Origin of the sequence: Polaromonas sp. CG_9.5 (genome assembly GCF_035984465.1) — a bacterium.
Lineage (GTDB): Bacteria > Pseudomonadota > Gammaproteobacteria > Burkholderiales > Burkholderiaceae_C > Polaromonas.
In genome coordinates, this window is the sequence record NZ_JAXCHR010000005.1 from 168,673 (window position 1) to 191,439 (window position 22,767).

19 protein-coding genes, 1 pseudogene and 2 riboswitches are annotated in these 22,767 nt (G+C 61.6%); of the genes and pseudogenes, 6 read left to right on the forward strand and 14 right to left on the reverse strand.

The window, feature by feature from the left end; translation table 11 throughout:
- Positions 1–903, reverse strand: a complete 903-nt coding sequence (locus RCH06_RS05795; protein ID WP_327080487.1) for a DMT family transporter — start codon at positions 901–903, stop codon at positions 1–3.
- Positions 904–1,059: 156 nt separating this feature from the next.
- Between RCH06_RS05795 and RCH06_RS05800 the strand changes: the two genes are divergently transcribed.
- Positions 1,060–2,745, forward strand: a complete 1,686-nt coding sequence (locus tag RCH06_RS05800; RefSeq protein WP_327080488.1) for an electron transfer flavoprotein-ubiquinone oxidoreductase — start codon at positions 1,060–1,062, stop codon at positions 2,743–2,745.
- A gap of 38 nt (positions 2,746–2,783) precedes the next feature.
- Here RCH06_RS05800 and otnI read toward each other — a convergent pair whose 3' ends face one another.
- From otnI to RCH06_RS05850, 10 genes are all read right to left on the reverse strand, one after another.
- Positions 2,784–3,584 carry a 2-oxo-tetronate isomerase gene (gene otnI, locus RCH06_RS05805; protein WP_327080489.1) on the reverse strand — a complete coding sequence of 267 codons (801 nt, stop codon included), beginning with the start codon at positions 3,582–3,584 and terminating at the stop codon, positions 2,784–2,786.
- A gap of 6 nt (positions 3,585–3,590) precedes the next feature.
- Positions 3,591–4,274: a class II aldolase/adducin family protein gene (locus RCH06_RS05810; RefSeq protein WP_327080490.1), complete on the reverse strand. Its 684-nt coding sequence runs from the start codon at positions 4,272–4,274 to the stop codon at positions 3,591–3,593.
- On the reverse strand, positions 4,271–5,698 hold the full coding sequence (otnK, locus tag RCH06_RS05815) for a 3-oxo-tetronate kinase (protein WP_327080491.1): 1,428 nt from the start codon (positions 5,696–5,698) through the stop codon (positions 4,271–4,273). Before otnK ends, RCH06_RS05810 begins: the two co-directional genes overlap by 4 nt.
- Positions 5,695–6,585 (reverse strand): L-threonate dehydrogenase, encoded by an 891-nt coding sequence (ltnD, locus tag RCH06_RS05820; protein ID WP_327080492.1) that lies wholly within the window; start codon positions 6,583–6,585, stop codon positions 5,695–5,697. The genes otnK and ltnD overlap by 4 nt, the downstream gene beginning before the upstream one ends.
- 183 nt (positions 6,586–6,768) lie before the next feature.
- Positions 6,769–7,545, reverse strand: coding sequence for a FadR/GntR family transcriptional regulator (locus tag RCH06_RS05825; RefSeq protein WP_327080493.1), 777 nt, complete (start codon positions 7,543–7,545; stop codon positions 6,769–6,771).
- Positions 7,546–7,552: 7 nt separating this feature from the next.
- Positions 7,553–8,830: a TRAP transporter large permease gene (locus tag RCH06_RS05830; RefSeq protein ID WP_327080494.1), complete on the reverse strand. Its 1,278-nt coding sequence runs from the start codon at positions 8,828–8,830 to the stop codon at positions 7,553–7,555.
- Positions 8,827–9,321, reverse strand: a complete 495-nt coding sequence (locus tag RCH06_RS05835) for a TRAP transporter small permease (RefSeq protein ID WP_327080495.1) — start codon at positions 9,319–9,321, stop codon at positions 8,827–8,829. Before RCH06_RS05835 ends, RCH06_RS05830 begins: the two co-directional genes overlap by 4 nt.
- Positions 9,322–9,407: 86 nt before the next feature.
- Complete coding sequence (locus RCH06_RS05840; RefSeq protein WP_327080496.1) at positions 9,408–10,379, reverse strand: TRAP transporter substrate-binding protein; 972 nt, start codon at positions 10,377–10,379, stop codon at positions 9,408–9,410.
- A gap of 98 nt (positions 10,380–10,477) precedes the next feature.
- A complete protein-coding gene (denD, locus tag RCH06_RS05845; RefSeq protein WP_327080497.1) occupies positions 10,478–11,533 on the reverse strand; it encodes a D-erythronate dehydrogenase in 1,056 nt (351 codons plus the stop codon).
- Between the two features lie 376 nt (positions 11,534–11,909).
- The gene (locus RCH06_RS05850) at positions 11,910–13,658 is read right to left on the reverse strand and encodes an IlvD/Edd family dehydratase (protein WP_327080498.1); all 1,749 of its coding nucleotides are present in this window, start codon (positions 13,656–13,658) and stop codon (positions 11,910–11,912) included.
- Positions 13,659–13,817: 159 nt separating this feature from the next.
- Here RCH06_RS05850 and RCH06_RS05855 point away from each other — a divergent pair, with 159 nt between their 5' ends.
- From RCH06_RS05855 to RCH06_RS05875, 5 genes are all read left to right on the forward strand, one after another.
- On the forward strand, positions 13,818–14,777 hold the full coding sequence (locus RCH06_RS05855) for a LysR family transcriptional regulator (RefSeq protein ID WP_327080499.1): 960 nt from the start codon (positions 13,818–13,820) through the stop codon (positions 14,775–14,777).
- 45 nt (positions 14,778–14,822) lie between these two features.
- A riboswitch (glycine riboswitch) is annotated at positions 14,823–14,927 on the forward strand.
- Positions 14,928–14,952: 25 nt separating this feature from the next.
- Positions 14,953–15,054, forward strand: a riboswitch (glycine riboswitch).
- A gap of 44 nt (positions 15,055–15,098) precedes the next feature.
- Positions 15,099–16,244, forward strand: coding sequence for a glycine cleavage system aminomethyltransferase GcvT (gene gcvT, locus RCH06_RS05860; RefSeq protein ID WP_327080500.1), 1,146 nt, complete (start codon positions 15,099–15,101; stop codon positions 16,242–16,244).
- Positions 16,245–16,292: 48 nt separating this feature from the next.
- Positions 16,293–16,661, forward strand: coding sequence for a glycine cleavage system protein GcvH (gene gcvH / locus RCH06_RS05865; RefSeq protein WP_327080501.1), 369 nt, complete (start codon positions 16,293–16,295; stop codon positions 16,659–16,661).
- A 33-nt stretch (positions 16,662–16,694) separates the two neighbouring features.
- Complete coding sequence (gcvP, locus tag RCH06_RS05870; RefSeq protein ID WP_327080502.1) at positions 16,695–19,586, forward strand: aminomethyl-transferring glycine dehydrogenase; 2,892 nt, start codon at positions 16,695–16,697, stop codon at positions 19,584–19,586.
- A gap of 130 nt (positions 19,587–19,716) precedes the next feature.
- On the forward strand, positions 19,717–20,118 hold the full coding sequence (locus RCH06_RS05875) for an FKBP-type peptidyl-prolyl cis-trans isomerase (protein ID WP_327080503.1): 402 nt from the start codon (positions 19,717–19,719) through the stop codon (positions 20,116–20,118).
- Between the two features lie 12 nt (positions 20,119–20,130).
- Here the strand turns inward: RCH06_RS05875 and RCH06_RS05880 are convergent, their stop codons facing one another.
- From RCH06_RS05880 to RCH06_RS05890, 3 genes and pseudogenes are all read right to left on the reverse strand, one after another.
- Positions 20,131–21,006: an alpha/beta fold hydrolase gene (locus RCH06_RS05880; protein ID WP_327080504.1), complete on the reverse strand. Its 876-nt coding sequence runs from the start codon at positions 21,004–21,006 to the stop codon at positions 20,131–20,133.
- A gap of 36 nt (positions 21,007–21,042) precedes the next feature.
- Positions 21,043–21,930, reverse strand: coding sequence for an NUDIX hydrolase (locus tag RCH06_RS05885; protein ID WP_327080505.1), 888 nt, complete (start codon positions 21,928–21,930; stop codon positions 21,043–21,045).
- A 343-nt stretch (positions 21,931–22,273) separates the two neighbouring features.
- A pseudogene (locus tag RCH06_RS05890) lies at positions 22,274–22,732 on the reverse strand (Rieske 2Fe-2S domain-containing protein); the annotation flags it as partial.
- Between the last annotated feature and the right edge of the window lie 35 nt (positions 22,733–22,767).

The window sequence follows — 22,767 nt, forward strand, 5'->3', positions numbered from 1 at the left end:
TCAGCGATGCGCCCTGATGGAAGCAAGTATTCCCAGCATGAACAGCACACAGGCGTAAAGCTGGACCGACGTTGGCCAGTGGCCATCCCAAGCAAAAGAATACAGCAAGGCAAACAGGGTTTCGCTCACGATGAGCTGCCCGCACAGGCTGGCACTGAGCCGCTGGCTGGCCAGGCTCCACAAAATAGTCGCCAGCCAGGCCGAACCCAAACCGGCCACCAAGCACAGCAGTGCAAAACGCGATGCGTCGTCGCGCGCCGCCAGCACTTGCACACCCGAGCCAGAGGCCAGCCACATCAGCAACGCGCCCAGGCCAGTGGCCACGCCCAGCCAGTTGGTCCAGTCGGTGGCACGGATGTCCGGATGCCGCTTGAGCCAGGCCGAATTTAAGATGGCAAACACCGTCCAACTGACCAGCGCCATCAGCGCAAAACCGATGCCGCGCCAGAAATGCTGGCCAGCGCCTGTGCCAGCGTCATGGGTTGCGCCCATCATCATCAGCAGCCCCGCCAGCGTCAGCGCCAGGCCCGGCAGCAGCGCCGCCCAGCGCAGGTTGGTGGGTTTTCCCAGCAGCATGATCCACAGCGGAATCGTGCCGATGATGAGAGAAGGCATTTCAGTGCCCGCATCGCGTATGGCCAGCACCAGCAGCAGGTAGTAACCGCTAAAACCCAGCAGACTCATGCCCAGCGCCGCCACCGCCTGACGGCCCGTGGGCCAGCGACGCCGACCCAGCCCGAGCAGCATGACCGCCGCCGAAACCAGCCCGTAAACCGCAAACCGCCCCGCTGCCAGGTCGACTGAAGCATAGCCGCCCGCCCCCATCGGAATCATGCGCGGCGCCACAAATACCAGCCCCCAGAGCGCACCAGCGGCCAGGCCGGCCAAAATGCCGCTCAGCATGCACGTCCCAAAAAATTCCCAGGTAACGCCATTAGAGACTTCTCCCGATTCAAACTGCCCAAAATCGAACGACCGTTCGGCCCCTGCATTCACGACATAAAATTGCCGTGAGAGTGACACCCCTTCCCGAAATTCATTATCAGCGAGTGCCCCCCGATGACATCTCAAGAAATCCTTGCCCAGTACGGCCCCCGAGAAGCGATGGAATACGACGTGGTCGTCGTGGGCGGTGGCCCCGGCGGGCTGTCAGCTGCCATTCGCCTGAAGCAGCTCGCCGCTGAAAAAGGCACCGAACTTTCCGTGGTCGTGCTGGAAAAAGGCTCCGAGCCGGGCGCACACATTTTGTCGGGCGCGGTCATGGACCCCAAGGCGCTGACCGAGCTGATTCCTGACTGGAAGGCGCTGGGCGCACCGCTCAACCAGCCCGTTACCGCCGACGAAGTGCTGTTCCTGAGTGAAACCGGCGCCACCAAAACCCCCGACTTTTTCGTGCCTGACTGCTTTCACAACGACGGCAACTACGTCATCAGCCTGGGCAATGTCACGCGCTGGCTGGCAGAGCAGGCCGAAGCGCTGGGCGTGGAAATCTTCCCCGGCTTTGCCGCTGCCGAAGTGCTGTACAACGACGACGGATCGGTCAAGGGCGTAGCTACCGGCAATCTGGGCATCGGCAAAGACGGCCAGCCCTCGGGCCACTTCCAGCTGGGCATGGAGTTGCATGGCAAATACACCATCTTTGCCGAGGGCGCACGCGGCAGCCTGGGCCGCCAGCTCATCGCCAAATTCAAGCTCGACGAAGGCAAGGATCCGCAGGCGTATGCACTGGGCGTGAAAGAGTTGTGGGAGATCGACCCGGCCAAACACCAACCCGGTTTGGTGATTCACACCGCCGGCTGGCCGATGGACAGCCAGACGTATGGCGGTGGATTTTTGTACCACCTTGAAGGCAATCTGGTCACGCTGGGCCTGGTCACGGGACTGGACTACAGCAACCCGTACCTCAGCCCGTTTGAGGAAATGCAGCGCTGGAAAACCCATCCGTCGATTCGCAAGTTCCTTGAAGGCGGCAAGCGCATCGGCTATGGCGCGCGGGCGATTACCGCAGGCGGTGCATTGAGCCTGCCCAAAACGGTGTTTCCGGGTGGCGCGCTGATTGGCTGTGAAGCCGGTTATCTGAACGCCAGCCGCATCAAGGGCAGCCATGCCGCCATCAAAACCGGCATGCTGTCTGCTGAAGCTGCCTACGAAGCCGTGACAGCCGGACGCCAGCACGATGAACTGGCAGCCTACCCCGCCGCGTATGAAAAAAGCTGGCTGGCAGACGAGCTGAACCAAGCGCGCAACTTCAAGGCGTGGTTCAAAAAAGGGCTGTACGTAGGCGCGTTGATGACCGGCGTTGAACACTGGTTGCTGCCGCGCATCGGCGTCAAGAGCCCACCGTGGACGATTCACCGCGACAAGCCTGACTACGCAATGCTCAAACCCGCAGCGCAATGCACGCCCATCGTCTACCCCAAGCCGGACAACAAGCTGACCTTTGACCGCTTGACTTCGGTGTTTATCAGCAACACCAACCACGAAGAAAACCAGCCGCCCCACCTGACCTTGAAAGACGCCAGCGTGCCGGTCAATGTCAACCTGGCGCTGTATGCGGGCCCCGAAAGCCGCTACTGCCCGGCCGGTGTCTATGAGTACGTCAAGAACCCGGACAACTCCGACCGGCTGCAAATCAACGCGCAAAACTGCGTGCATTGCAAAACCTGCGATATCAAGGACCCGACGCAAAACATCGTCTGGGTCACGCCTGAGGGCGGCGGCGGGCCGAACTACAGCGGCATGTAACGCCGCTTGCCGTTAAAGCCCCAACCCCAAAGCTGCCCTCAAAGCCAGCGCTTGAGCCAACCCAGGCCAGCGCTGGTTCCACCGGCTTGCATGCCGGCCTTGGGCCGGTATTCGCAACCAACCCAGCCGGTGTAGCCCAGTTCGTCGAGCACTGAAAACAGATAGGGATAGTTCAGCTCACCCCCATCAGGCTCATGCCGGTCGGGCACGCCTGCAATCTGGATGTGGCTCACATTTCCGGTGGGCAGGTACTGGCGCAGCTTCATCGCCAGGTCGCCTTCCACAATCTGGCAGTGGTACAAGTCCATCTGCACCTTGAGGTTGGATGCGCCTGCGTCGGCAATTACCTGGTGCGCGTGGTCTTGACGGTTCAGGAAAAAGCCGGGAATGTCGCGCTGGTTGATCGGCTCGATCAGCACTTCGACGCTTTGGCGCGCCGCCTCGGTGGCTGCCCAACGCAATTGGCTGACGTAGGTGGAATACAACAAGCCGCTGCGCTCTGCCCCTAGCGGCAAAAGCCCCGCCATCACATGAATACGCGGGCAGTCCAGCACGGCAGCATAGTCAAGCGCCTGCGCCATGCCTTGTCGAAACTCGGCCTCCCGCCCCGGCAGGCAGGCCAGGCCGCGTTCGCCGCCGTCCCAATTGCCGGGCGGCGCATTGAACAAGACCTGCTGCAAGCCATGCGCCTTCAGGCGGGCGGCGATTTCGCGGCTTTCAAACGCATACGGAAACAAATACTCGACCGCCTTGAAGCCATCTTGGGCGGCGGCTTCAAAACGGTCCAGAAAATCAAGCTCGGGGTAGAGCATGGACAAATTGGCTGCAAATTGAGGCATGGTGAGTTACCAGTGCGCGCCAAAGGTCTGGCGCAGTTCGTCTATTTGGGATTCGGTCAGCGGCGCGGGAGCTGCCCCGCACAAGTGCATCAACCGGGCGGTTTCTTCAAGCTCCTCTAAAGTAGCCATGGCGGCGGCGGGCGAGTCGTGCCAGACGTTCGGCCCGAGTCGCTCCAGCATCACGGCGCGGATGGGCGTGCCAGCTTCGCCGTAGCGGCCAATTGCCTGCGCCACCTGCTCAGCCGCTTCGGGGTCTCCGGGGCGGTGGTAGGGAATTAGCGGCACATGGCCGACTTTCATGACAAAGTAAGGGGTCAGGGCGGGCAGCAGTTCGCGCGGGGCTGGCCCGCACGCCTGCAGGCTTAGTGCAACGCAGTGGGTGCTGTGGGTGTGGATCACACACCTGGTTTTCATGCCAAATTGGCTTGATGCGCTGTAGATACGGGCGTGAAGCGCTATTGTTTTACTAGCACGGTCGCCACTGGTCTGCTGCGCCTGCGCATCCAGCCGGGCAAGCCGGGCCGGTTCCAAAAAACCCAGACAGGCATCGGTGGGCGTGATCAGGAAACCGCCGCCTTCGGCGTCATCAAGCCGCACGCTGATGTTGCCTGCAGTGGCATGCACATAGCCGCGCTCGAACAGGCTTCGGCCCACGCGGCAGATTTCTTCTCGGGCTTCTGTCTCGGTCATGCCAACCTCTTGAAAGCTTTGGTGAAGAAGTCGTCGGTGCCAAAGTTGCCGGATTTCAGCGTCAAATGCAGGCCTTCTCTGCCCGCCGCGTCACTGTGCGCATGACACCAAGGCACGCCGGGGTCAATTTGCGGCCCGATTTTCATCTGCGTGATGCCCAAGGCGTTGACGCAAGCACCCGAGGTTTCGCCGCCGGCCACCACCAGCTGGCGTACGCCGTGCACCACCAAGCCGCGCGCAATCGCGGCCAGGGTTTGCTCGACCAGCGCGCCGGCAGCCTCCACGCCCAGCTGGTCTTGCACCGAGCGGACTGAATTTGCGTCGGCTGACGAATAGATCAACACCGGGCCATCCGCCAGCAACGGCACGGCCCAGGCCAGGCTTTCAGCCACGATGTCCTTGCCCGCAGCTTGGGCGGCCGCGATGTGCAGCGGCTCCAGCGCCAGCGCCGGGCGTCCGGTCTGAATAAAGGCTTTCACCTGCCGGTTGGTGGCCAGCGAACAACTGCCAGACACCACTGCCTGCAGGCCGATGGCGGCGGGCAGCACACTGGCAGTGCTGGAAGGCGCAATGCCGAAGTTGGCCGGCAAGCCAATTGCCACGCCCGATCCGGCGGTGACCAGCGGCATGCCGTTCAGCGCAGGGCCGAGGCGCAGCAGGTCGTCGTTGGATATGGCATCGACCACGGCAATGCCGACGCCGTCGGCACGGAGTTGCTCGATGCGCGCACGAATCACCGCCTCACCTTGGGCTACGGTTTTGTAGTCGATCAGCCCCACTTTTTGGTGGCACTGCGCCTGCAACACGCGCACCAGATTGGCGTCGGTCATAGGCGTGAGCGGATGGTTTTGCATGCCGCTTTCATTGAGCAGCACATCGCCGACAAACAAATGACCCTTGAACACGGTGCGCTGGTTGTCGGGGAATGCCGGAGTGGCAATCGTGAAATCGCTTCCAAGCGCGGCCATCAAGGCCTCGATCACCGGGCCGATATTGCCCTGCGCCGTGCTGTCAAAGGTGGAGCAATACTTGAAGTAAATCTGCTGCGCGCCTTGGGCCTGCAGCCAGCGCAGCGCGTCCAGCGACTGCGCGATGGCTTCATCGACGGGCAAGGTGCGGGATTTGAGGGCGACCACAACCGCATCGGCTGGCGTATCCAGCGGCTGATCAGGCACGCCGATGGCCTGCACCACACGCATGCCAGCGCGCACCAGGTTGTTGGCCAGATCCGTGGCACCGGTGAAGTCGTCGGCAATGCAGCCGAGCAAGAGAGTGGCCCCCACGCTTGCCACTTCGTGTGCTGCGCTGCCCCCCGAGGGGGCTGAGCTTGCTTGGGGCGGCCCTGCGCGGCGCTCGGCCCCCACGCTTGCTACAAGGCGCTCTGTCCGGGACTCGGGCGGCGCGGAGTTGTTGATGTTGTTCATGGCTTTTTGGGCAACTCAATGCCGGGAAAAATCTTGATGACGGCGCTGTCGTCTTCGCGCGCAAAGCCTGCGGTGGATGCCTGCATGAACATCTGGTGCGCGGTGCTGGACAGCGGCAGCGGAAACTTGCTGGCACGCGCCATGTCGAGCACCAGGCCCAGGTCTTTGACAAAAATATCCACCGCCGACAGCGGCGTGTAGTCGGCGGCCAGCACATGCGCCATGCGGTTTTCAAACATCCAGCTGTTGCCTGCGCTGTGGGTAATCACCTCATACAGCGCAGCCGGATCGACCCCTTCGCGCAGCCCCAGCGCCATCGCTTCTGCGGCTGCTGCGATGTGGACGCCCGCCAGCAACTGGTTGATGATCTTGACCTTGCTGCCCGCGCCAGCCGCATCGCCCAGGCGGTACACCTTGCCGGCCATTGCATCGAGCAGCGCGCCGACCGCCGCATAGGCCTCGGGCGTGCCCGATGTCATCATCGTCATCTCGCCGCTGGCGGCCTTGGCGGCACCGCCGGAAATCGGCGCATCCAGGTAAAGAATGCCCAGCGCCTCCAGTCGCGCCTGCAAGGCAATCGACCAGTTGGGGTCTACGGTGGAGCACATCACAAACACGCTGCCCCGCTTCATCGCGCTGGCGCAGCCGCCTTCGCCAAACAGCACGCTTTCGGTCTGTGCGGCATTCACCACCACCGACACGATGATGTCGCACTGCCCGGCCAATTCGGCGGGAGATGCGCAGGCCACGCCGCCCTCTTCGGCAAAAGCCTGTGCGACATCGGGCCGCACATCAAAAACATGCACATGGCAGCTATGGCGACGCAGTGAACGCGCCATGCCACTGCCCATGGCGCCCAGGCCGATTACGCCAACGGTTGATGTCATTGTTTGACTCCTTCTTTGCGGTTGAATTTAGGACATGCCTGACGGAAAAGTCTTGAGACTCTGAATAAACCGGAAGGCTTGAGGCACTTTTTTGGCAAGGTTGTCATACAAATTTTTGTTGAATTTTCGGCACAGAATAATCCGTTGCAGCCTGTGGCGTACAGGCGGCAGCGGGCATGCGATTCAGTTTTTCATCGGCAATGCAGACACCAGCGGGCGCGCCAACTGAACGCCCGCTTGCTCCCAGAAAGCCGGGTCGGCCTGCTCAATACGCTGGATGGCGTTGTCCATGTGCTGCGCGGCGGCCTTGCGGGCCGCCACCGGGTCACCCGCTTCGATGGCCTGCACAATCATTTCATGCTCGTCGCGCACCTGCCGCGCAAAGTCTGCCCTGCGCGCTTCATTGGCGCGCGTCACCTGGGTCGCGCCACGCAGGAACTGGCCCAGGTATTGCAGCGTGCCAATCAGAAACGGGTTGCGCGCCGCGTCCGCAATGGCGCGGTGGTACTGGACATCTTCGTCCACGCCATCGCCACCGCTCTGCACCGCTTTGTCAAGCAGCGTGATTGACTGGCGGATACGCTTGATGTCAGCCTGGTTGCGGCGCTTGGCGGCCAGTTCGGCGACTTCTGCCTCCAGCGCGCGGCGCACTTCCACCATCTGGATCACCGCCTGCTTTGAAACCGCCGAACGCGCATCAAAGTTGAGCGGCGAAAAGCCGACTTCCTTCACATACACGCCGCTGCCCTGCCGGGAATCGACCAGCCCCAGCGACTTCAGGCGTGACACGGCTTCCCGCACCACGGTGCGGCTGACCAGAAACTGCGCCACCAGCGCCGCTTCCGTCGGCAGTTTGTGGCCCACGCCCAGACGCCCGGCGCGGATTTCGGCGGCCAGCACGCCGGCCACCTGATCCGAAAGGTAAGCGCCGGGCGTGATGGGCTTGAACTGCAGCGTCATGGTGGGGCTATTTGGCGTAAACCAGGTCGCGCAGGCCCAGCGACACCACCGGCACATAGGTAATGATCATCAGGCACACCAAAATGACCAGCACAAAGGGAATCAAGTCCTTGACCATCCGGTCCAGCGAAATGCGCGCCACGGTACACGCGGCAAACAGGTTCACGCCAAACGGCGGCGTGATCATGCCCATCGCCAGGTTCACCACCATGATCATGCCGAAATGCACCGGGTCAATGCCAAAGTGCATCGCCACCGGCGCCAAAATCGGTGCCAGCACGATGATGGCGGCGCTGGTTTCAATGAACATGCCAATAAAGAACAGAGCCGCATTCACGCCCAGCAAAAAGTAGGTCGGTGACTTCAGCACATCCTGCAGCCAATGGCCAATGGCGTCCGGCACACCGGCACGCGTGATCAAAAAAGCAAACAGGCCAGCGTTGGCAATGATGAACATGATCACCGCGGACGACAGCACCGACTTGCGCAAAATAACCAGCAGGTCGGGCAGTTTGATTTCGCGGTAAATCAGCAGGCCCACAATCAGCGAATAAAAAACCGCAACTGCTGAGGCTTCGGTAGGCGTAAACACACCGCCGTAAATGCCGCCCAGAATAATCACCGGCATCAACAGCGCCCAGCTCGCCTTCATGGTGGCCTTGCCCACCGACTGCCGGCCTTCACCGTCGTTCTTGCCCCAGCCCTTGATGCGGCAGTACACCCAGACAAAAAGCATCAGCCCCAGGCCAATCAAGATGCCTGGGCCAATGCCGGCAATGAACAACTCGCCCACCGACACTTCAGCGCTCACGCCGTAAAGAATCATCGGGATTGAAGGCGGGATGATCACGCCCAGCTCGGCGCTGGTGGCCTGCAGCGAAGCCGCCCAGGTGGTCGGATAGCCGACCTTGACGAGCGCCGGAATCAGGATCGTGCCAATGGCAAAGGTGGTCGCCACCGACGAGCCTGACACCGCCGCAAAAATCATGCAAGTCAGCACGCACGTCATGGGCAAGCCGCCCTGCACGCCGCCGACCAGGCTCTTGGCAAACTCGACCAGACGGCGCGAAATGCCGCCTGACTCCATGATGTTGCCGGCCAGAATAAAGAAAGGAATGGCAGCCAGCGGAAACTTGTTGATCGAATTGAACATCTCCTTGACGGAGATCAGCATGTGCGCATCGGCGACCTGAATCCCCACGATAGAGGCCAGCCCGATCGATACCGCGACGGATACGGTGAGTGCAAAGCACAGCACCATGGTGGTTAACATCACGGCGGTCATTGCGCAGTCTCCAGTTCAAGGCGCTGGGGATCCAGCAGGTTGGCAACAATGCCGATCATGCTCAGCACGCCGCCCACAGGCATGGCCAGATAGGCCCAGAACATGCTCACGCTCTCCAGTCCGCTCATGGTTTGCACCTTGCCACGGTTGGCATAGTCCCAGCCCCACCAGACGATGACGGCAACCAACGCCAAGGCGGCAAAACAAACAACAAAATCCAGCACGCGCTTGATGCGCGGCGGACTCCAGCGGTACAGCACATCCACGCTGACCATTGCGCCCTGGCGAAAGGCCATCGGAATGCCCAAAAATACCATCCAGATCAGGCTGAAACGAATCAGCACTTCCGTCCATTCCGCCGGAATTTCCAGCACAAAGCGGGTGATGATCTGAAATACTCCCAGGCTCGCGGCGATGGCGAGCATGGCGCAAGCGGCGTAAAGCGCAAAGCCGCTGGTCCAGCGCTCCAGCCTTAAAAAATTGTCTTTCATGGCGCTCTCGGTCTGAAAAGAGACGTTAAAAAACGCCCAAAAATTCTTGCTTTTTGGGCGTTACGGTTCAACGGGTGAAGCGGTGATTACTTGTAGTTGCGGATGCGCTCGATGTTCGCCTTGCCAAACTGCTTTTCAAACTCAGCATTCACCGGCGCCAGCATGGCGACGAACTTGGACTTGTCCACGTTTTCGACCACGGTCATGCCTTTGCTGCGCAACTCGGTCACACCTTTGGCGTCATCCTCGTCCACGCGGGCGCGGTTGGCTTTGACGCCTTCCTTGGCGGCATCAAGAAAGGCCTGCTTGTCCGCCGCGCTGAGCTTGTCGAAGGCTTCCTTGTTCATCAGGAAAATGCCGGGTGAATACACGTGGCCGGTCAGCGTCAGGTACTTTTGCACCTGGTCAAACTTCGAAGCCATGATGACCGACAAGGGGTTTTCCTGCCCGTCCACGGTGCCCTGCTGCAGCGCGGTAAACACTTCCGGGAATGCCATCGGCGTGGTCACGATGCCCAGGCCTTTGTAGGCGGCTACGTGTACCGGGTTTTCCATGGTGCGCATCTTCAGGCCCTTGACGTCTTCAGGGCCGTTGATGGAACGCTTGCTGTTGGTCATGTGGCGCATGCCGTTCTCGCCCCAGGCCAGCGCCTTGAAGCCTTTGGAGTCGAACTTGGACAGCAGTTCCTGCCCGATAGGGCCGTCCAGCACGGCGCGTGCATGGGCCTTGTCACGGAACAGGAAAGGAATGTCCAGAATTTTGGTTTCTGGCACAAAGTTGGGCACCGGGCCGGACGAAGAGAACGCCAGCGCCTGCGTGCCCAGCTGGACGGCCTCAATCGATTCGCGCTCGCCGCCAAGCGAGCCGGAATAAAAAGGCTGAATCTTGTAACGGCCAGCGGTGCGTTTTTCAACCTCTTTGGCGAACGTGTCGATGGCAACGCCCTGGTGCGAGTTTTGCGCAATCGAGATGCTGATCCGCATCGTGGTCTGGGCCGCAGCCGACGCCATAAAACCAACGGCCAAAGAAAGGCCAATTACCAGTTTGCTCAATTTCATGGGGTGTCTCCTCAGGGTGGCAAGTTAAGAACTGACGATGGGTTAGATCACTCAATCCGGATTGAATTTGTCATACAACTTTCAGTGTCGGGTGATTGTTATCTGATCGGCAAGGTGACGGCATACGGAGTTTCCCTGATGTAGTCCCGAATAATGGCTTCAAAGCTTTCCTCAGCCAGCAGCCCCAGGGCGCTGGCCCGCACCGAATGAATGCCCGCCGGCCAGGTGTTGACGATGTTGCCGATGGCTGCGTCGGGGATCCAGTCAATCAGCGCCGTGGCGGCGGGCCCGGCCACGCGTTCCAGCGCCGCTGCCATCTCGGCCGGTGTCGTCGTCAGCGCCGGCAGGTTCAGCGCAGTGCGCGGGCCCCACTGCGCATCGGTGGTCTCGGCGGCGCGAATCAAGCCATCAATGGTGCGCGCGGGCGACGACAGGGCGATGGGCGTTTGCGGCGCCACCGGACAGACGGCCCGCACGCCCGCCAAGGGCTCGCGAATCATGCCGCTCAGAAAGCTCGACGCCGCGCCGTTGGGCCGGCCCGGGCGCACGCTGACGGTCATCAGGCGCACGTTGCGGCCCTGAATGAAGCCCTTGCGCGTGAAGTCGGCGACCAGTTGCTCGCCCATGAATTTCTGGATGCCGTAGCTGCTTTGCGGCGTGGGCAACGTGTTGTCCTCGATGGCGGGCGGCAGCGGCTGGCCGGGCGCATCGCCAAACACGGCCAGCGAACTGGCAAACACCACCATCGGCCGGGTTTTCAGGGCGCGGCAGGCTTGCAGCAAAGCCAGCGTGGCGGCGAAATTGCTGCGCATGCCCAAGTCAAAATCAGCTTCGCATTCGCCGCTGACCGCCGCTGCCAGATGAAAAATGATAGCTGCCTGCGCAGGCACCGCTTGCGCCACAGTCTCTTTTTGCTCAAGAAGCTCGCCCAGGTCACCGATTACGACGGCGATGCGCGAGTCAGCCGTCAAATCGTCGGGCGGCTGCGCGCGGTCTACCAGCGTGATGCGCGTAATCGGCACAGGCGCGCTACCGGCCAGCGACAACTGCCCCTGCGCCAGCAGGCTGCGCGCCAGACGCACGCCCAGAAAACCGGCGCCGCCCGTGATGACGACATGACAGGGTAGCGGCGTTGAAAGGGATGGGTTCGACATAAAATCTCCTTGGTGATGCAATGGATGGATGGATGGATTATTTTCAACCCGAATAGTCAGCCCGCAGCCGCACGGGCTCAAGCTGACATGCCGGATGGCGATGACTGCCATGCAAAGACAGCGCACCGGAAGGCGAACGCTGCACGGCGCAGTGATTTGCCAGTGCGCCAGACACGGCCTCTGGCGGTATTCGCATGTTTATGCCGCACCGCAGGCGATTCATGAAGGCGGAAAACCCTCGCGGGCATCCGTCAACGGCATTTTCAGCATAAAACAGGCCTGTGGTGCACGCCGAATGGGCGCTGGCAGCTATTAATTCAGTAGCAAAATGCTGGCTTGCCTGCATGCCGCGATGGCCCGTTAAATCGATACCGCTTTAATGCGAATGCCGTGGCACTTCAGCGCCCCGGCACCCCACCAGAAAATCAAAATCACAGCCTTCATCGGCCTGCAGCACGCGGTCGATATACAGCTGCTGGTAACCGCTCTTGGGCGGCCCGGCCTGCAGCGTCTGCCGCGCTTGCCTGTCGGCGTGGCGCTGCGCCATATCGGCATCGCTCACTTCCAGCTCCAGCGTGCCGGCATGGCTGTCCAGCGCAATCCAGTCGCCCTCCTGCACGATGGCCAGCGGCCCGCCGGCTGCCGCTTCAGGCGCGACATGCAGCACCACCGTGCCGTAGGCAGTGCCGCTCATGCGCGCGTCCGAAATGCGCACCATGTCGGTAATGCCCTGCGCCAGTAATTTCGGCGGCAGGCCCATGTTGCCGACTTCGGCCATGCCCGGATAGCCCTTGGGGCCGCAGTTCTTGAGCACCATCACCGAGTCGGCATCGATTTCCAGCGCCGGGTCGTTGATGCGTTCTTTGTAATGGTCAAAATCCTCGAACACCACGGCCTTGCCACGGTGCTTCATCAGCGCGGGCGTGGCCGCCGACGGCTTCAGCACCGCACCGCGTGGTGCCAGGTTGCCGCGCAAGATGCACATGCTGCCGTCCGCCACCAGCGGTTTGTCCAGTGGCCGGATCACTTCGTCGTTGTAAATCGGCGCGTCCAGCACGTTGTCCCAGATCGACTTGCCATTCACGGTCAGCGCGTCCTTGTGCGGCAGCAAGCCGCCCTCGCCCATCCGGCGCAGCACGCCCGGCAGGCCGCCGGCGTAATAAAACTCTTCCATCAAAAAACGCCCGGACGGCTGCAAATCAACAATCGTGGGCGTGCCCTTGCCAATGTTCGTCCAGTCTTCAAGTTCCAGCGGCACACCGATGCGGCCGGCAATGGCTTTGAGGTGAATCACGGCATTGGTCGAGCCGCCAATAGCCGCATTGACGCGAATCGCGTTTTCGAAAGCTTCGCGCGTCAGTACTTTTGACAGCTTCAGGTCTTCCCACACCATGTCCACAATGCGCATGCCCGACATATGCGCCAGCACGTAACGGCGCGCATCGACGGCTGGAATGGCGGCGTTGTGCGGCAACGACGTGCCCAGCGCCTCGGCCATGCAGGCCATCGTGGACGCCGTGCCCATGGTGTTGCAGGTGCCCGCCGAGCGCGACATGCCGGCTTCCGCCGACATGAACTGGTTCAGGGTGATTTTTCCGGCCTTGACGGCTTCATGCAGCTGCCACACCACGGTGCCCGAACCGATGTCGCGGCCTTCGTGCTTGCCGTTGAGCATCGGGCCGCCGGTGACGACGATGGTCGGAATGTCGCAGCTGGCCGCGCCCATCAAGAGCGCCGGCGTGGTCTTGTCGCAGCCCACCAGCAGCACGACCGCATCCATCGGATTGCCGCGAATCGACTCCTCCACATCCATGCTGGCCAGGTTGCGCGTCAGCATCGCGGTGGGGCGCAGGTTCGATTCGCCATTGGAAAACACCGGAAATTCGACCGGAAAGCCGCCGGCCTCTGAAATGCCGCGTTTGACATGTTCGGCAAGCTTGCGAAAGTGGGCGTTGCACGGTGTCAGCTCAGACCAGGTGTTGCAGATGCCGATGATGGGCTTGCCCTGAAATTCATGGTCAGGAATGCCCTGGTTCTTCATCCAGCTGCGGTACATAAAACCGTTTTTGTCGGCCGATCCGAACCAGGCGGCCGACCGTAGCGTGCGTTTTGGCGTGTTGGACATCTTGTCTCTTTCCATCGGGGAGTGAATGCCAGCGCATGGTAGAAGCCCGAGGCATGCAAAACAAATGAAGAAATTTGCGCCAGCCATACAATTTTTCGTATCCCTCAACAAAATTGGCAACTGCATTAAATGCGTTGCCATCGCTACAGCAAACCCGACATGAACATCCTTGACGCAGCGCGGCGCACGCGCACCCGGCTCAAAACCCGACAGATGTTTTTGCTGATTGCGCTGGACGATGCACGCAACCTGCATCAGGCTGCCACGGCGACAAACATGAGCCAGCCTGCGGCGTCCAAAATGCTCAAAGACATCGAGGAGCTTTTTGGCGTGCCATTTTTTGAACGCCTGCCCCGAGGTGTGCGGCCCACGCTGTACGGCGAAACGATGATTCGCCATGTCCGCCTGGCGCTGGACAGCCTGTCGCAGGGCCAGGATTCGATTGCCACCTTGCAGGCTGGTTTGTCAGGCCAGGTGGATATTGGCGTCATCATCACGGCGTCGATGACACTCGTTCCGCAGGCCATCGCGCGCGCCAAGGCAGAAGCACCCCGGCTGTGCATCGGCGTCGAAATGGGCACCAGCCATGACTTGCTGCACCAGCTTCAGCGCGGCCAGCTGGATTTCTTGATTGCGCGCATTCTGGTGCAAAACGAGGCCATGAACCTGCGCTATGAAGCCCTGTCCGAAGAAACCGAATGCGCCGTGGCACGTGCCGGGCATCCGCTGCTCCAGCGCACCGACCTCGGCTTGCAGGATTTGGCCGCTGTCAGCTGGATACTGTCGCCGCGCGGCAGCATCTTGCGCCACCGGTTTGACATGATGTTTAGCGCCGCAGACATTGACATGCCTTCCAACGTCGTCGAGACCACGGCCATCTCGGTCATTACCAGCTTGCTGCTGCAAACCGATTTTTTGCATGTCATGCCACTGGAAGTGGCGCGGGCGTTTGTGCAATCGGGCGAACTGGCGGTTTTGCCGATTGCGCTGCCTTGCAAAATGGACAGCTTTGGCATTATTTTGCGGCGCGACCTGGTGCTGTCGCCGGGCGCAAACCTGCTGCTCAAGCATGTGCGCGCCACGGCGGCAGCGCTGTATTCAGGCACTGGCGGCGGTTAAATTCCAGCGCCGAACGTGGCAGAAAATTCAGACTGCTCGGCTACACTTGGCGCGTCAGGAGAGAGTTTTCCTTACTGAAAACCGCCGAAGGCGCATGTGCCACCCTCAATGGTGGACTGAACGCTCAGGCAAAAGGACTGACAACCGCCTTTGCCAGCGCATGCCGCAAGTCAAGGCGTTCCCTACTGGAGAGAGACCGTTTTCTAGGCGGTCCACCGAAGGAGCAACCCTGCATCGCCAGGCGAATCTCTCAGGTAAACAGGACAGCAGGGGCAGACCGTGGCTTTGGCCATGGATTCATATTTGCCCCCGGAGAACGCCATGTCCAACGAATCTTCTGCCCCTTTGCACAAAACACCGCTCAATAGCCTGCACATAGAACTCGGTGCGCGCATGGTGCCGTTTGCCGGCTATTCCATGCCGGTGCAATACCCGGCCGGACTGATGGCCGAACACCTGCACACCCGCAGCAGCGCCGGCCTGTTCGACGTGTCGCACATGGGCCAGTTGCGGCTCGTCGGCCTAGACGCCGCCGCCGCGTTTGAAACCTTGATGCCGGTCGATGTGATTGACCTGCCTGCGGGCAAGCAACGCTACGGCCTGCTGCTCAATGACGAAGGCGGCATCATTGACGACCTGATGTTCTTCAACCGCGATGTCGCCAACGGCGGCGATCTTTTCGTCATCGTCAATGGCGCGTGCAAGGCGGGCGACATCGCGCATATCCAGAACAAAATCGGCAGCCGCTGCGAAGTCATCCCGATGCCCGAGATGGCGTTGCTGGCGCTGCAAGGCCCGCTGGCCGTGCAGGCCCTGCAGCGCCTGTCGCCGGGCGTTGAAAAGCTGGTGTTCATGACCGGCGGCCAGTTCAGCGTAGCGGGCTGCGACTGCTTCATCACCCGCAGCGGCTACACCGGCGAGGACGGTTTCGAGATTTCAGTGCCTGCCGCGCAGGCCGACACGCTGGCGCGCGCCCTGCTGGCCCAGCCGGAAGTCAAACCGGTGGGCTTGGGGGCGCGCAACTCGCTGCGCCTCGAAGCCGGTCTGTGCCTGTATGGCCAGGACATCGACACCACCACCACGCCGGTCGAAGCCAGCCTGAACTGGGCGATGCAAAAAGTCCGCCGCACCGGCGGCGCGCGGGCCGGCGGCTTTCCGGGCGCGGACAAGATTCTGGCGCAGCTGGCTGAGCCGGCCAGCCTCACCCGCAAGCGCGTGGCGCTGATCGCCAGCACGCGCGTGCCGGTGCGCGAACCCGCCGCGCTGGAAAACATGGACGGCCAGGTCGTCGGCCAGGTCACCAGCGGCCTGCTCAGCCCCACGCTGAACCAGCCCATTGCGCTGGCCTATGTGCAGCCCGACTATGCGCTGGTCGGCACCGAACTGTTTGCCATGGTGCGCGGCAAGCCCGTGCCCATGAAAGTGGCCGCTACGCCTTTTGTGCCCACGCGTTATTACCGTGGCTGATTTATCCTTTAACTTCCTTTTTTCATACCACCCCACCGGAGAAACTGCATGACCGTCAAATACACCGAAGACCACGAATGGCTCAAGATTGAAGGCGACACGGCCACCGTCGGCATCACCGTGCATGCGCAAGATGCGCTGGGCGATGTGGTGTTTGTCGAGCTGCCGGAAGTCGGTGCCACCTTTGCCCAAAAAGACACCGCCGGCGTGGTTGAGTCGGTCAAGGCCGCTGCCGATGTGTACATGCCCGTCAGTGGCGAAGTCGTTGAAGTGAACGAAGCGCTGCGCGATGACCCGTCACTGGCCAACTCCGACCCGCTGGGCGCGGGCTGGTTCTTCAAGGTCAAGCTGTCCGAGCCAGCGCAACTCGATGCGCTGATGGACGAAACCCGCTACACCGCTTTTTCTGCCGCTTAAATTTTTCTTCAAAGACTGACACGGAACACTGACATGCTGCCATCCGCCACGCCGCTGGGCGCGCTCGAAAACCCTGCCGAATTTATTGCCCGCCACATCGGCATTGACGCGGCGGACGAAACCCACATGCTCAGCGTCGTCGGCGCCAGCTCGCTCCGGGAATTGATTGACGGCATCGTGCCGCCATCGATTGCCCGCAGCAGCCCGATGGCCATTCCGCCGCCCGTCACTGAAGCTGCTGCGCTCAAGCAGCTCAAGGCGATGGCGGCCAAGAACAAGGTGTTCAAAAGCTTTATCGGCCAGGGCTATTACGGCACCTACACGCCGGGCGTGATTCTGCGCAATGTGCTCGAAAACCCCGCCTGGTACACCGCTTACACGCCGTACCAGGCCGAGATTTCGCAGGGCCGCATGGAAGCGCTGATCAACTTCCAGACCATGGTCTGCGACCTGACCGGCATGCCGATTGCCAATGCGTCGATGCTCGATGAAGCCACTGCCGCCGCAGAAGCCATGACGCTGGCCAAACGCAGCGTCAAAAGCAAAAGCAATGTGTTCATCGTCGCGGGCGACTGCCATCCGCAAACGATTGAAGTGATCCGCACACGCGCCGCGCCGCTGGGCATTGAAGTCAAGGTCAGCACCGCATCCGCTACGCTGCCGCAGCTGATGGCCACGGGCGACTATTTCGGCGTGCTGGCGCAATACCCCGCCACCAGCGGCGCTATTCACGACCTGCGGCCACTGGCCGGACAAGCGCATGCCAACAGCGCGGCCTTGTGCGTTGCCGCCGACTTGTTGGCGCTGACGCTCTTGAGCCCGCCGGGCGAATGGAACGCCGACATCGTGCTGGGCAGCACCCAGCGCTTTGGCATGCCGATGGGCAACGGCGGCCCGCACGCCGCCTACCTGGCCTGCCGCGACGAATACAAGCGTTCGCTGCCGGGCCGTCTGGTCGGTGTCAGCGTTGATACGCACGGCCACCCGACCTACCGGCTGGCGCTGCAAACCCGCGAACAGCACATTCGCCGTGAAAAAGCCACCTCCAACATCTGCACCGCGCAGGTGTTGCCGGCTGTCATGGCCAGCATGTATGCGGTCTACCACGGCCCGCAGGGCTTGAAGCGCATTGCCGAACGCGTCGCCACCTACACCGCCATTTTTGTGCAGGGCCTGCGCCAGATGGGCTTTGACATCACGAATAAAGGCGCTTTTGACTCGGTCACTGTCAAAACCGGCAACGCTACTAATTCGATAGCTGAGCGTGCACGCCAGTCGGGCGCAAACCTTAGATTTCGCTTAAGAAATCACTTGGGCGTGTCGCTGGACGAGACCACCCGCCGCAGCGACATCGAATTGCTCTGGTCGTTCTTTGCGCAGCCGGGCCAGACCGTGCCGGTGGTCAGCAGCTTCGAGCAAGGCGTTGAATTGCTGATTCCCGCCAGCCTGCGCCGCACCAGCGACTTTTTGACGCATCCGGTGTTCAACACGCACCACAGCGAAACCAGCATGCTGCGCTACATCCGCAAACTCAGTGACAAGGATTTGGCGCTCGACCGCAGCATGATTCCACTGGGCAGCTGCACCATGAAGCTCAACGCGACCAGCGAGATGATTCCGATCACCTGGCCCGAGTTCGCCAACATCCACCCGTTTGCACCGCACGACCAGTTGCTGGGCTACGCCGAACTCGACCAGCAATTGCGCGACTGGCTGTGCGAGGCGACCGGTTACGCCGGCATCAGCCTGCAACCCAACGCCGGTTCGCAAGGCGAATACGCCGGCTTGCTGGTCATCAAGGCGTATCTGGAAGCCAACGGCCAGGGCCACCGCAACATCTGCCTCATTCCCTCATCAGCCCACGGCACCAACCCGGCCAGCGCACAAATGGCCGGCATGACGGTGGTCGTCACCGCCTGCGACGCACAAGGCAATGTCGACATGGCCGACCTGAAGGCCAAGTGCGAAAAGCACAGCGAAAACCTCGCCTGCGTGATGATCACCTACCCGAGCACGCACGGCGTGTTCGAGACGCATGTCAAGGAACTGTGCCAGCTGGTGCATTCGCACGGCGGCCGGGTTTATGTCGATGGCGCGAACATGAATGCGCTGGTCGGCACCGCCGCACCGGGCGAATTTGGCGGCGACGTGAGCCACCTCAATTTGCACAAAACCTTCTGCATTCCGCACGGCGGCGGCGGTCCCGGCGTCGGCCCGGTCTGCGTGGTGGCCGACCTGGTGCCTTACCTGCCCGGCCATGCCACGGCGGGGATTCGCGTCAATGGCGTGGGCGCGATTTCTGCGGCCCCGCTGGGCAATGCGGCGGTGTTGCCGATCAGCTGGATGTACTGCCGCATGATGGGCCCGCAAGGCTTGAAGCAGGCCACCGAAGTGGCGATTCTGAGCGCCAACTACATTAGCGCACGGCTGAAAGATCATTACCCGACCTTGTATGCCAGTGAAAACGGCCATGTCGCGCACGAGTGCATTCTGGACTTGCGCCCGCTGAAGGAAACCAGCGGCGTCACCGCCGAAGACGTGGCCAAGCGGCTGATGGACTATGGTTTTCATGCGCCGACATTGAGCTTTCCGGTGCCGGGCACGCTGATGGTCGAACCCACCGAAAGCGAAACGCTGGCCGAACTGGACCGCTTCATTAACGCCATGATCGCCATCCGCGAAGAAATTCGCCAGGTTGAAAACGGCGACTGGCCGCAAGACAACAACCCGCTGAAACACGCGCCGCACACCGCAGCCAGCCTGCTGGGCGCCGACTGGGAGCGGCCGTATTCACGCGAAACCGGCGCTTTCCCGCTGGAAAGCCTGAAAGCAGTCAAGTACTGGCCGCCGGTCGGTCGCGTAGACAACGTCTATGGCGACCGCAATTTGTCGTGCAGCTGCATTCCGGTTGCTGACTACGCTTGAAGCGCACTGCAAACCGCCTGCGTGCCTGAATTCCCCCTCTCCCTGCGGGAGAGGGTTGGGGTGAGGGCCAGCGGCGGCATCAGCACTAAACTCCCTACGCATCTATCCCTCCATGCTTCACAGGAAAACCATGAAATCAATCCTCTCCCTGCTCGCCATCACCGCTTTTTCCACCAGCGCCTTCGCCGTGGCTCCGCCTGAAACGCTGCCATCTGGCGTAAAAATCGTCCACACGGTCGATGGCACGGGTGCGCAACCCAAGGCATCCGACACCGTCAAAGTGCATTACCGGGGCACGCTGGCCGACGGCAAAGAATTTGACAGCTCCATCAAGCGCGGCCAGCCTGCCTCGTTCCCGCTGAACCGCGTGGTGCCGTGCTGGACTGAAGGCATGCAAAAAATCAAGGTTGGCGGCAAGGCCACATTGACCTGCCCGCCAGCCACCGCCTATGGCGATCGCGGCGCAGGCAGTGCCGTGCCACCGAATGCCACGCTGACGTTTGAAGTCGAGTTGCTGGCCATCGAAAAATAAGCCGGCATCGGCTTACCTATCTGCCTTCAGTGCGGCCAGCAGTGCGGCGTTGAACGCGGCCGCCTGTTCAAACTGAACCCAGTGCCCTGACGCCTCTATCCACGTCAGGGACTTGAAGCCCGGTGCCCGCCGCAGCGCCGGCCCCAAACGCTCCCCCAGCCCCCGATACAGTGCATCTTCCCGGCCATAAATGGCATACACCGGGCATTGCACGCGCGCCAATGACTGCGCCAGTACATCAGTGCGCGACAGGCTGCGGCCCTTCATGCGGTCGCGCAAGACGTTCGCCTCATGCAGGCGCACGGCCCCTTCAGTGATCGACTCCGAATGAAGCAGCATCAGCGCGGCCAAATTGCGGCGGTGAACGGCATCGCGCTGCGCGGGTTCTGCCAGGTGCCGCCAGGCGTTGAGCCGAATGGCCTTTGGCGGCGCAACGCCCAGCCCCGGCGCGCCGACCAGCACCAGGCGCACCACCCGCGCAGCAAACTGCTCGGCGATAAAACCGGCCACCATGCCCCCAAACGAAAAGCCGACCAAATCGCAGGCTGCGTCGCCCACCAGGCATTGCAGCCCCTGCTCGACAAGACCGGGTAGCGCATCGGCGTCGGTGCCGTGCAAGGGCGCGGCAGAATCGCCAAAGCCTGGCAAATCGGGCACCAGCACCCAGCGCCCGGAATCGGCAAGCGCGGTGATATTGCGCAGCCAGTGCGTCCAGCTCCCACTTCCGCCGTGCAGCAACACCAGCGGCGGCAAAGCCGGATGGCGCGTCGCCTGGCCCCAAACATGCCAGACCAACGTGTCCGTGCCGCAAGGGGTTTCAGTGCGCGTCGCGGTGTTCAGGAGCGCTTGGGCTTCTGGCGGTAATTCAACCGAAAGTTCAGAAATCATCGCCTGTTCATCCCTTTGCGCCGCAACACGGCAGCGTCAATCAAACAGGCTTTCAAAGCCATCGACCGGCTCAAACCGCTTGTGGCGGGCGTGGAAATACAGCCGTGTGGGGCCGGGCATCGCCAGCGCGCGTACCGAGTGGCGGACATCGCCGGGGTAACAAATCACCCGTCCCTCTTCCAGATCAAACGGCTCCGGCAGGATCACGGGCGGCAGGCGGCTGCGGGCTTCTGCCATCACGCTTTGCACACTGGTGTGGCGCGCCAGGTGCGCCAGGCTCATGATTTGCGGTGGCGCCAGCGTGATCTGGTCAGCCCAATACTGCTGCAACGCCTTTCGGGGACTGAGCCAGATGCTTTCGGTGGTTTCGTGGTTGTCGTGAACCGCCACCTGCCCGGCAGGCACGGCAGACACAAAAAACCGCGTGTCAAACCGCTTGCTCATGACCGATGGCGAAGTCGGCGTGATCCAGCGCGTCCAGGGCACCAGACTCCGGGTCTGCAGGCGCAGCGCCATTTGCGCCAGCACCGCGTTGAAGCCATGCCCTTCGCGCAGCAGCGCAGCCGCCCGCGAACAGTCAACGCCCTGGTTGGCGGCGTCCTGCGCCATCAACACGCCCGACTCTTCAAACGCTTCGCGCAGGGCGGCCACATACAGCCCGCCCGCCGTGCGTTCGCTGATGTCGGATTCGTTCAGGCCAGCATGCAGTGCCTGCAGTGGCTGGTCCAGATGCGCGGCCATGTCCAGTTCGGCATCCAGTGCATCGACCTTGCCGCCCGGAAACACATACGCGCCACCCAGCACGTCAGACAAGGCGTGGCGCTTCATCAAAAACACCTCCAGCCCCGTGGGTGCATCGCGCAGCATGACCACCGTGGCGGCCTGTCGCAAGGGCGTGGTGACAATTTCCAGATTCAATTCCATCGTCTGCTTTCAGGAGAGCATGCTGCACGGCCCAGTCCGTGCAGTCATGGGCTGCCGAGGCTATCAGAGTCACCGCAGGCTGCCCGTTTCTGGCGCGACAGGCACCGGGCGTAAACCAGGCATCCTAAATGCCACTCAAATATTAAAAAAGCATCAAACCAGCCTGTAGCGCAATCAGTGTATGCGCAAGCAGCTATTATTTAAATAGCAACGACTGACCTGTTCGCCCTCACAGGTCAAGCACCAGCCGCGCCGACTTGGAGCGCGAACAGCACGGCGTGAACTGGTCGTTGGCCGCTTGTTCTTCAGGCGTGAGGTACATGTCCTTGTGGTCGGGAATGCCTTCGATCAGGTTGTCGATCATCAGCCGGTAGTCGCACTTGACGTGGTACATACCGCCGCCGTAGGCCCATTCCGGATTGTCGAACCAGGCCTGGTGCGGAATTTTGGCCGGGTCGGCCAGCCCGGCCTCGCCGGTCCAGACCCAGATGAAGCCGTAACGGTCCTCGACCGGATAACTGCAGATGGCCGGAAAGCCGCGCACGCGCTGGCCGGGTATGGCGATGGTCTTGCCTTCGCAACCCATTTCCAGGCCATGGTAGCCGCAGACCAGACGGCCTTCGCGCACGAAACCCAGTGACAGCAGCGCGCCACGGTGCGGGCAGAAGTCTTCCAGCGCCGCCACGCGGCCTGCTTCAGCGCGGTAAAAAACGATGCGTTCGCCGCAAATCATGCGGCCCAGTGGTTTGTCGTCGATGTCCTGTGGGGTGCAGGCGACGTACCAGGTATTTTTGGGGAACATGGTGTTTGACCTTTCTTTCAGTGCGGCTCATGCGT

What these genes read in the sequence shown, in the direction of transcription:
- RCH06_RS05795 (WP_327080487.1), bottom strand. Translation starts at nt 903, where the DNA reads ATGCTGAGCGGCATTTTGGCCGGCCTGGCCGCTGGTGCGCTCTGGGGG.
- RCH06_RS05800 (WP_327080488.1), top strand. Translation starts at nt 1,060, where the DNA reads ATGACATCTCAAGAAATCCTTGCCCAGTACGGCCCCCGAGAAGCGATG.
- otnI (WP_327080489.1), bottom strand. Translation starts at nt 3,584, where the DNA reads ATGCCTCAATTTGCAGCCAATTTGTCCATGCTCTACCCCGAGCTTGAT.
- RCH06_RS05810 (WP_327080490.1), bottom strand. Translation starts at nt 4,274, where the DNA reads ATGACCGAGACAGAAGCCCGAGAAGAAATCTGCCGCGTGGGCCGAAGC.
- otnK (WP_327080491.1), bottom strand. Translation starts at nt 5,698, where the DNA reads ATGAACAACATCAACAACTCCGCGCCGCCCGAGTCCCGGACAGAGCGC.
- ltnD (WP_327080492.1), bottom strand. Translation starts at nt 6,585, where the DNA reads ATGACATCAACCGTTGGCGTAATCGGCCTGGGCGCCATGGGCAGTGGC.
- RCH06_RS05825 (WP_327080493.1), bottom strand. Translation starts at nt 7,545, where the DNA reads ATGACGCTGCAGTTCAAGCCCATCACGCCCGGCGCTTACCTTTCGGAT.
- RCH06_RS05830 (WP_327080494.1), bottom strand. Translation starts at nt 8,830, where the DNA reads ATGACCGCCGTGATGTTAACCACCATGGTGCTGTGCTTTGCACTCACC.
- RCH06_RS05835 (WP_327080495.1), bottom strand. Translation starts at nt 9,321, where the DNA reads ATGAAAGACAATTTTTTAAGGCTGGAGCGCTGGACCAGCGGCTTTGCG.
- RCH06_RS05840 (WP_327080496.1), bottom strand. Translation starts at nt 10,379, where the DNA reads ATGAAATTGAGCAAACTGGTAATTGGCCTTTCTTTGGCCGTTGGTTTT.
- denD (WP_327080497.1), bottom strand. Translation starts at nt 11,533, where the DNA reads ATGTCGAACCCATCCCTTTCAACGCCGCTACCCTGTCATGTCGTCATC.
- RCH06_RS05850 (WP_327080498.1), bottom strand. Translation starts at nt 13,658, where the DNA reads ATGTCCAACACGCCAAAACGCACGCTACGGTCGGCCGCCTGGTTCGGA.
- RCH06_RS05855 (WP_327080499.1), top strand. Translation starts at nt 13,818, where the DNA reads ATGAACATCCTTGACGCAGCGCGGCGCACGCGCACCCGGCTCAAAACC.
- gcvT (WP_327080500.1), top strand. Translation starts at nt 15,099, where the DNA reads ATGTCCAACGAATCTTCTGCCCCTTTGCACAAAACACCGCTCAATAGC.
- gcvH (WP_327080501.1), top strand. Translation starts at nt 16,293, where the DNA reads ATGACCGTCAAATACACCGAAGACCACGAATGGCTCAAGATTGAAGGC.
- gcvP (WP_327080502.1), top strand. Translation starts at nt 16,695, where the DNA reads ATGCTGCCATCCGCCACGCCGCTGGGCGCGCTCGAAAACCCTGCCGAA.
- RCH06_RS05875 (WP_327080503.1), top strand. Translation starts at nt 19,717, where the DNA reads ATGAAATCAATCCTCTCCCTGCTCGCCATCACCGCTTTTTCCACCAGC.
- RCH06_RS05880 (WP_327080504.1), bottom strand. Translation starts at nt 21,006, where the DNA reads ATGATTTCTGAACTTTCGGTTGAATTACCGCCAGAAGCCCAAGCGCTC.
- RCH06_RS05885 (WP_327080505.1), bottom strand. Translation starts at nt 21,930, where the DNA reads ATGGAATTGAATCTGGAAATTGTCACCACGCCCTTGCGACAGGCCGCC.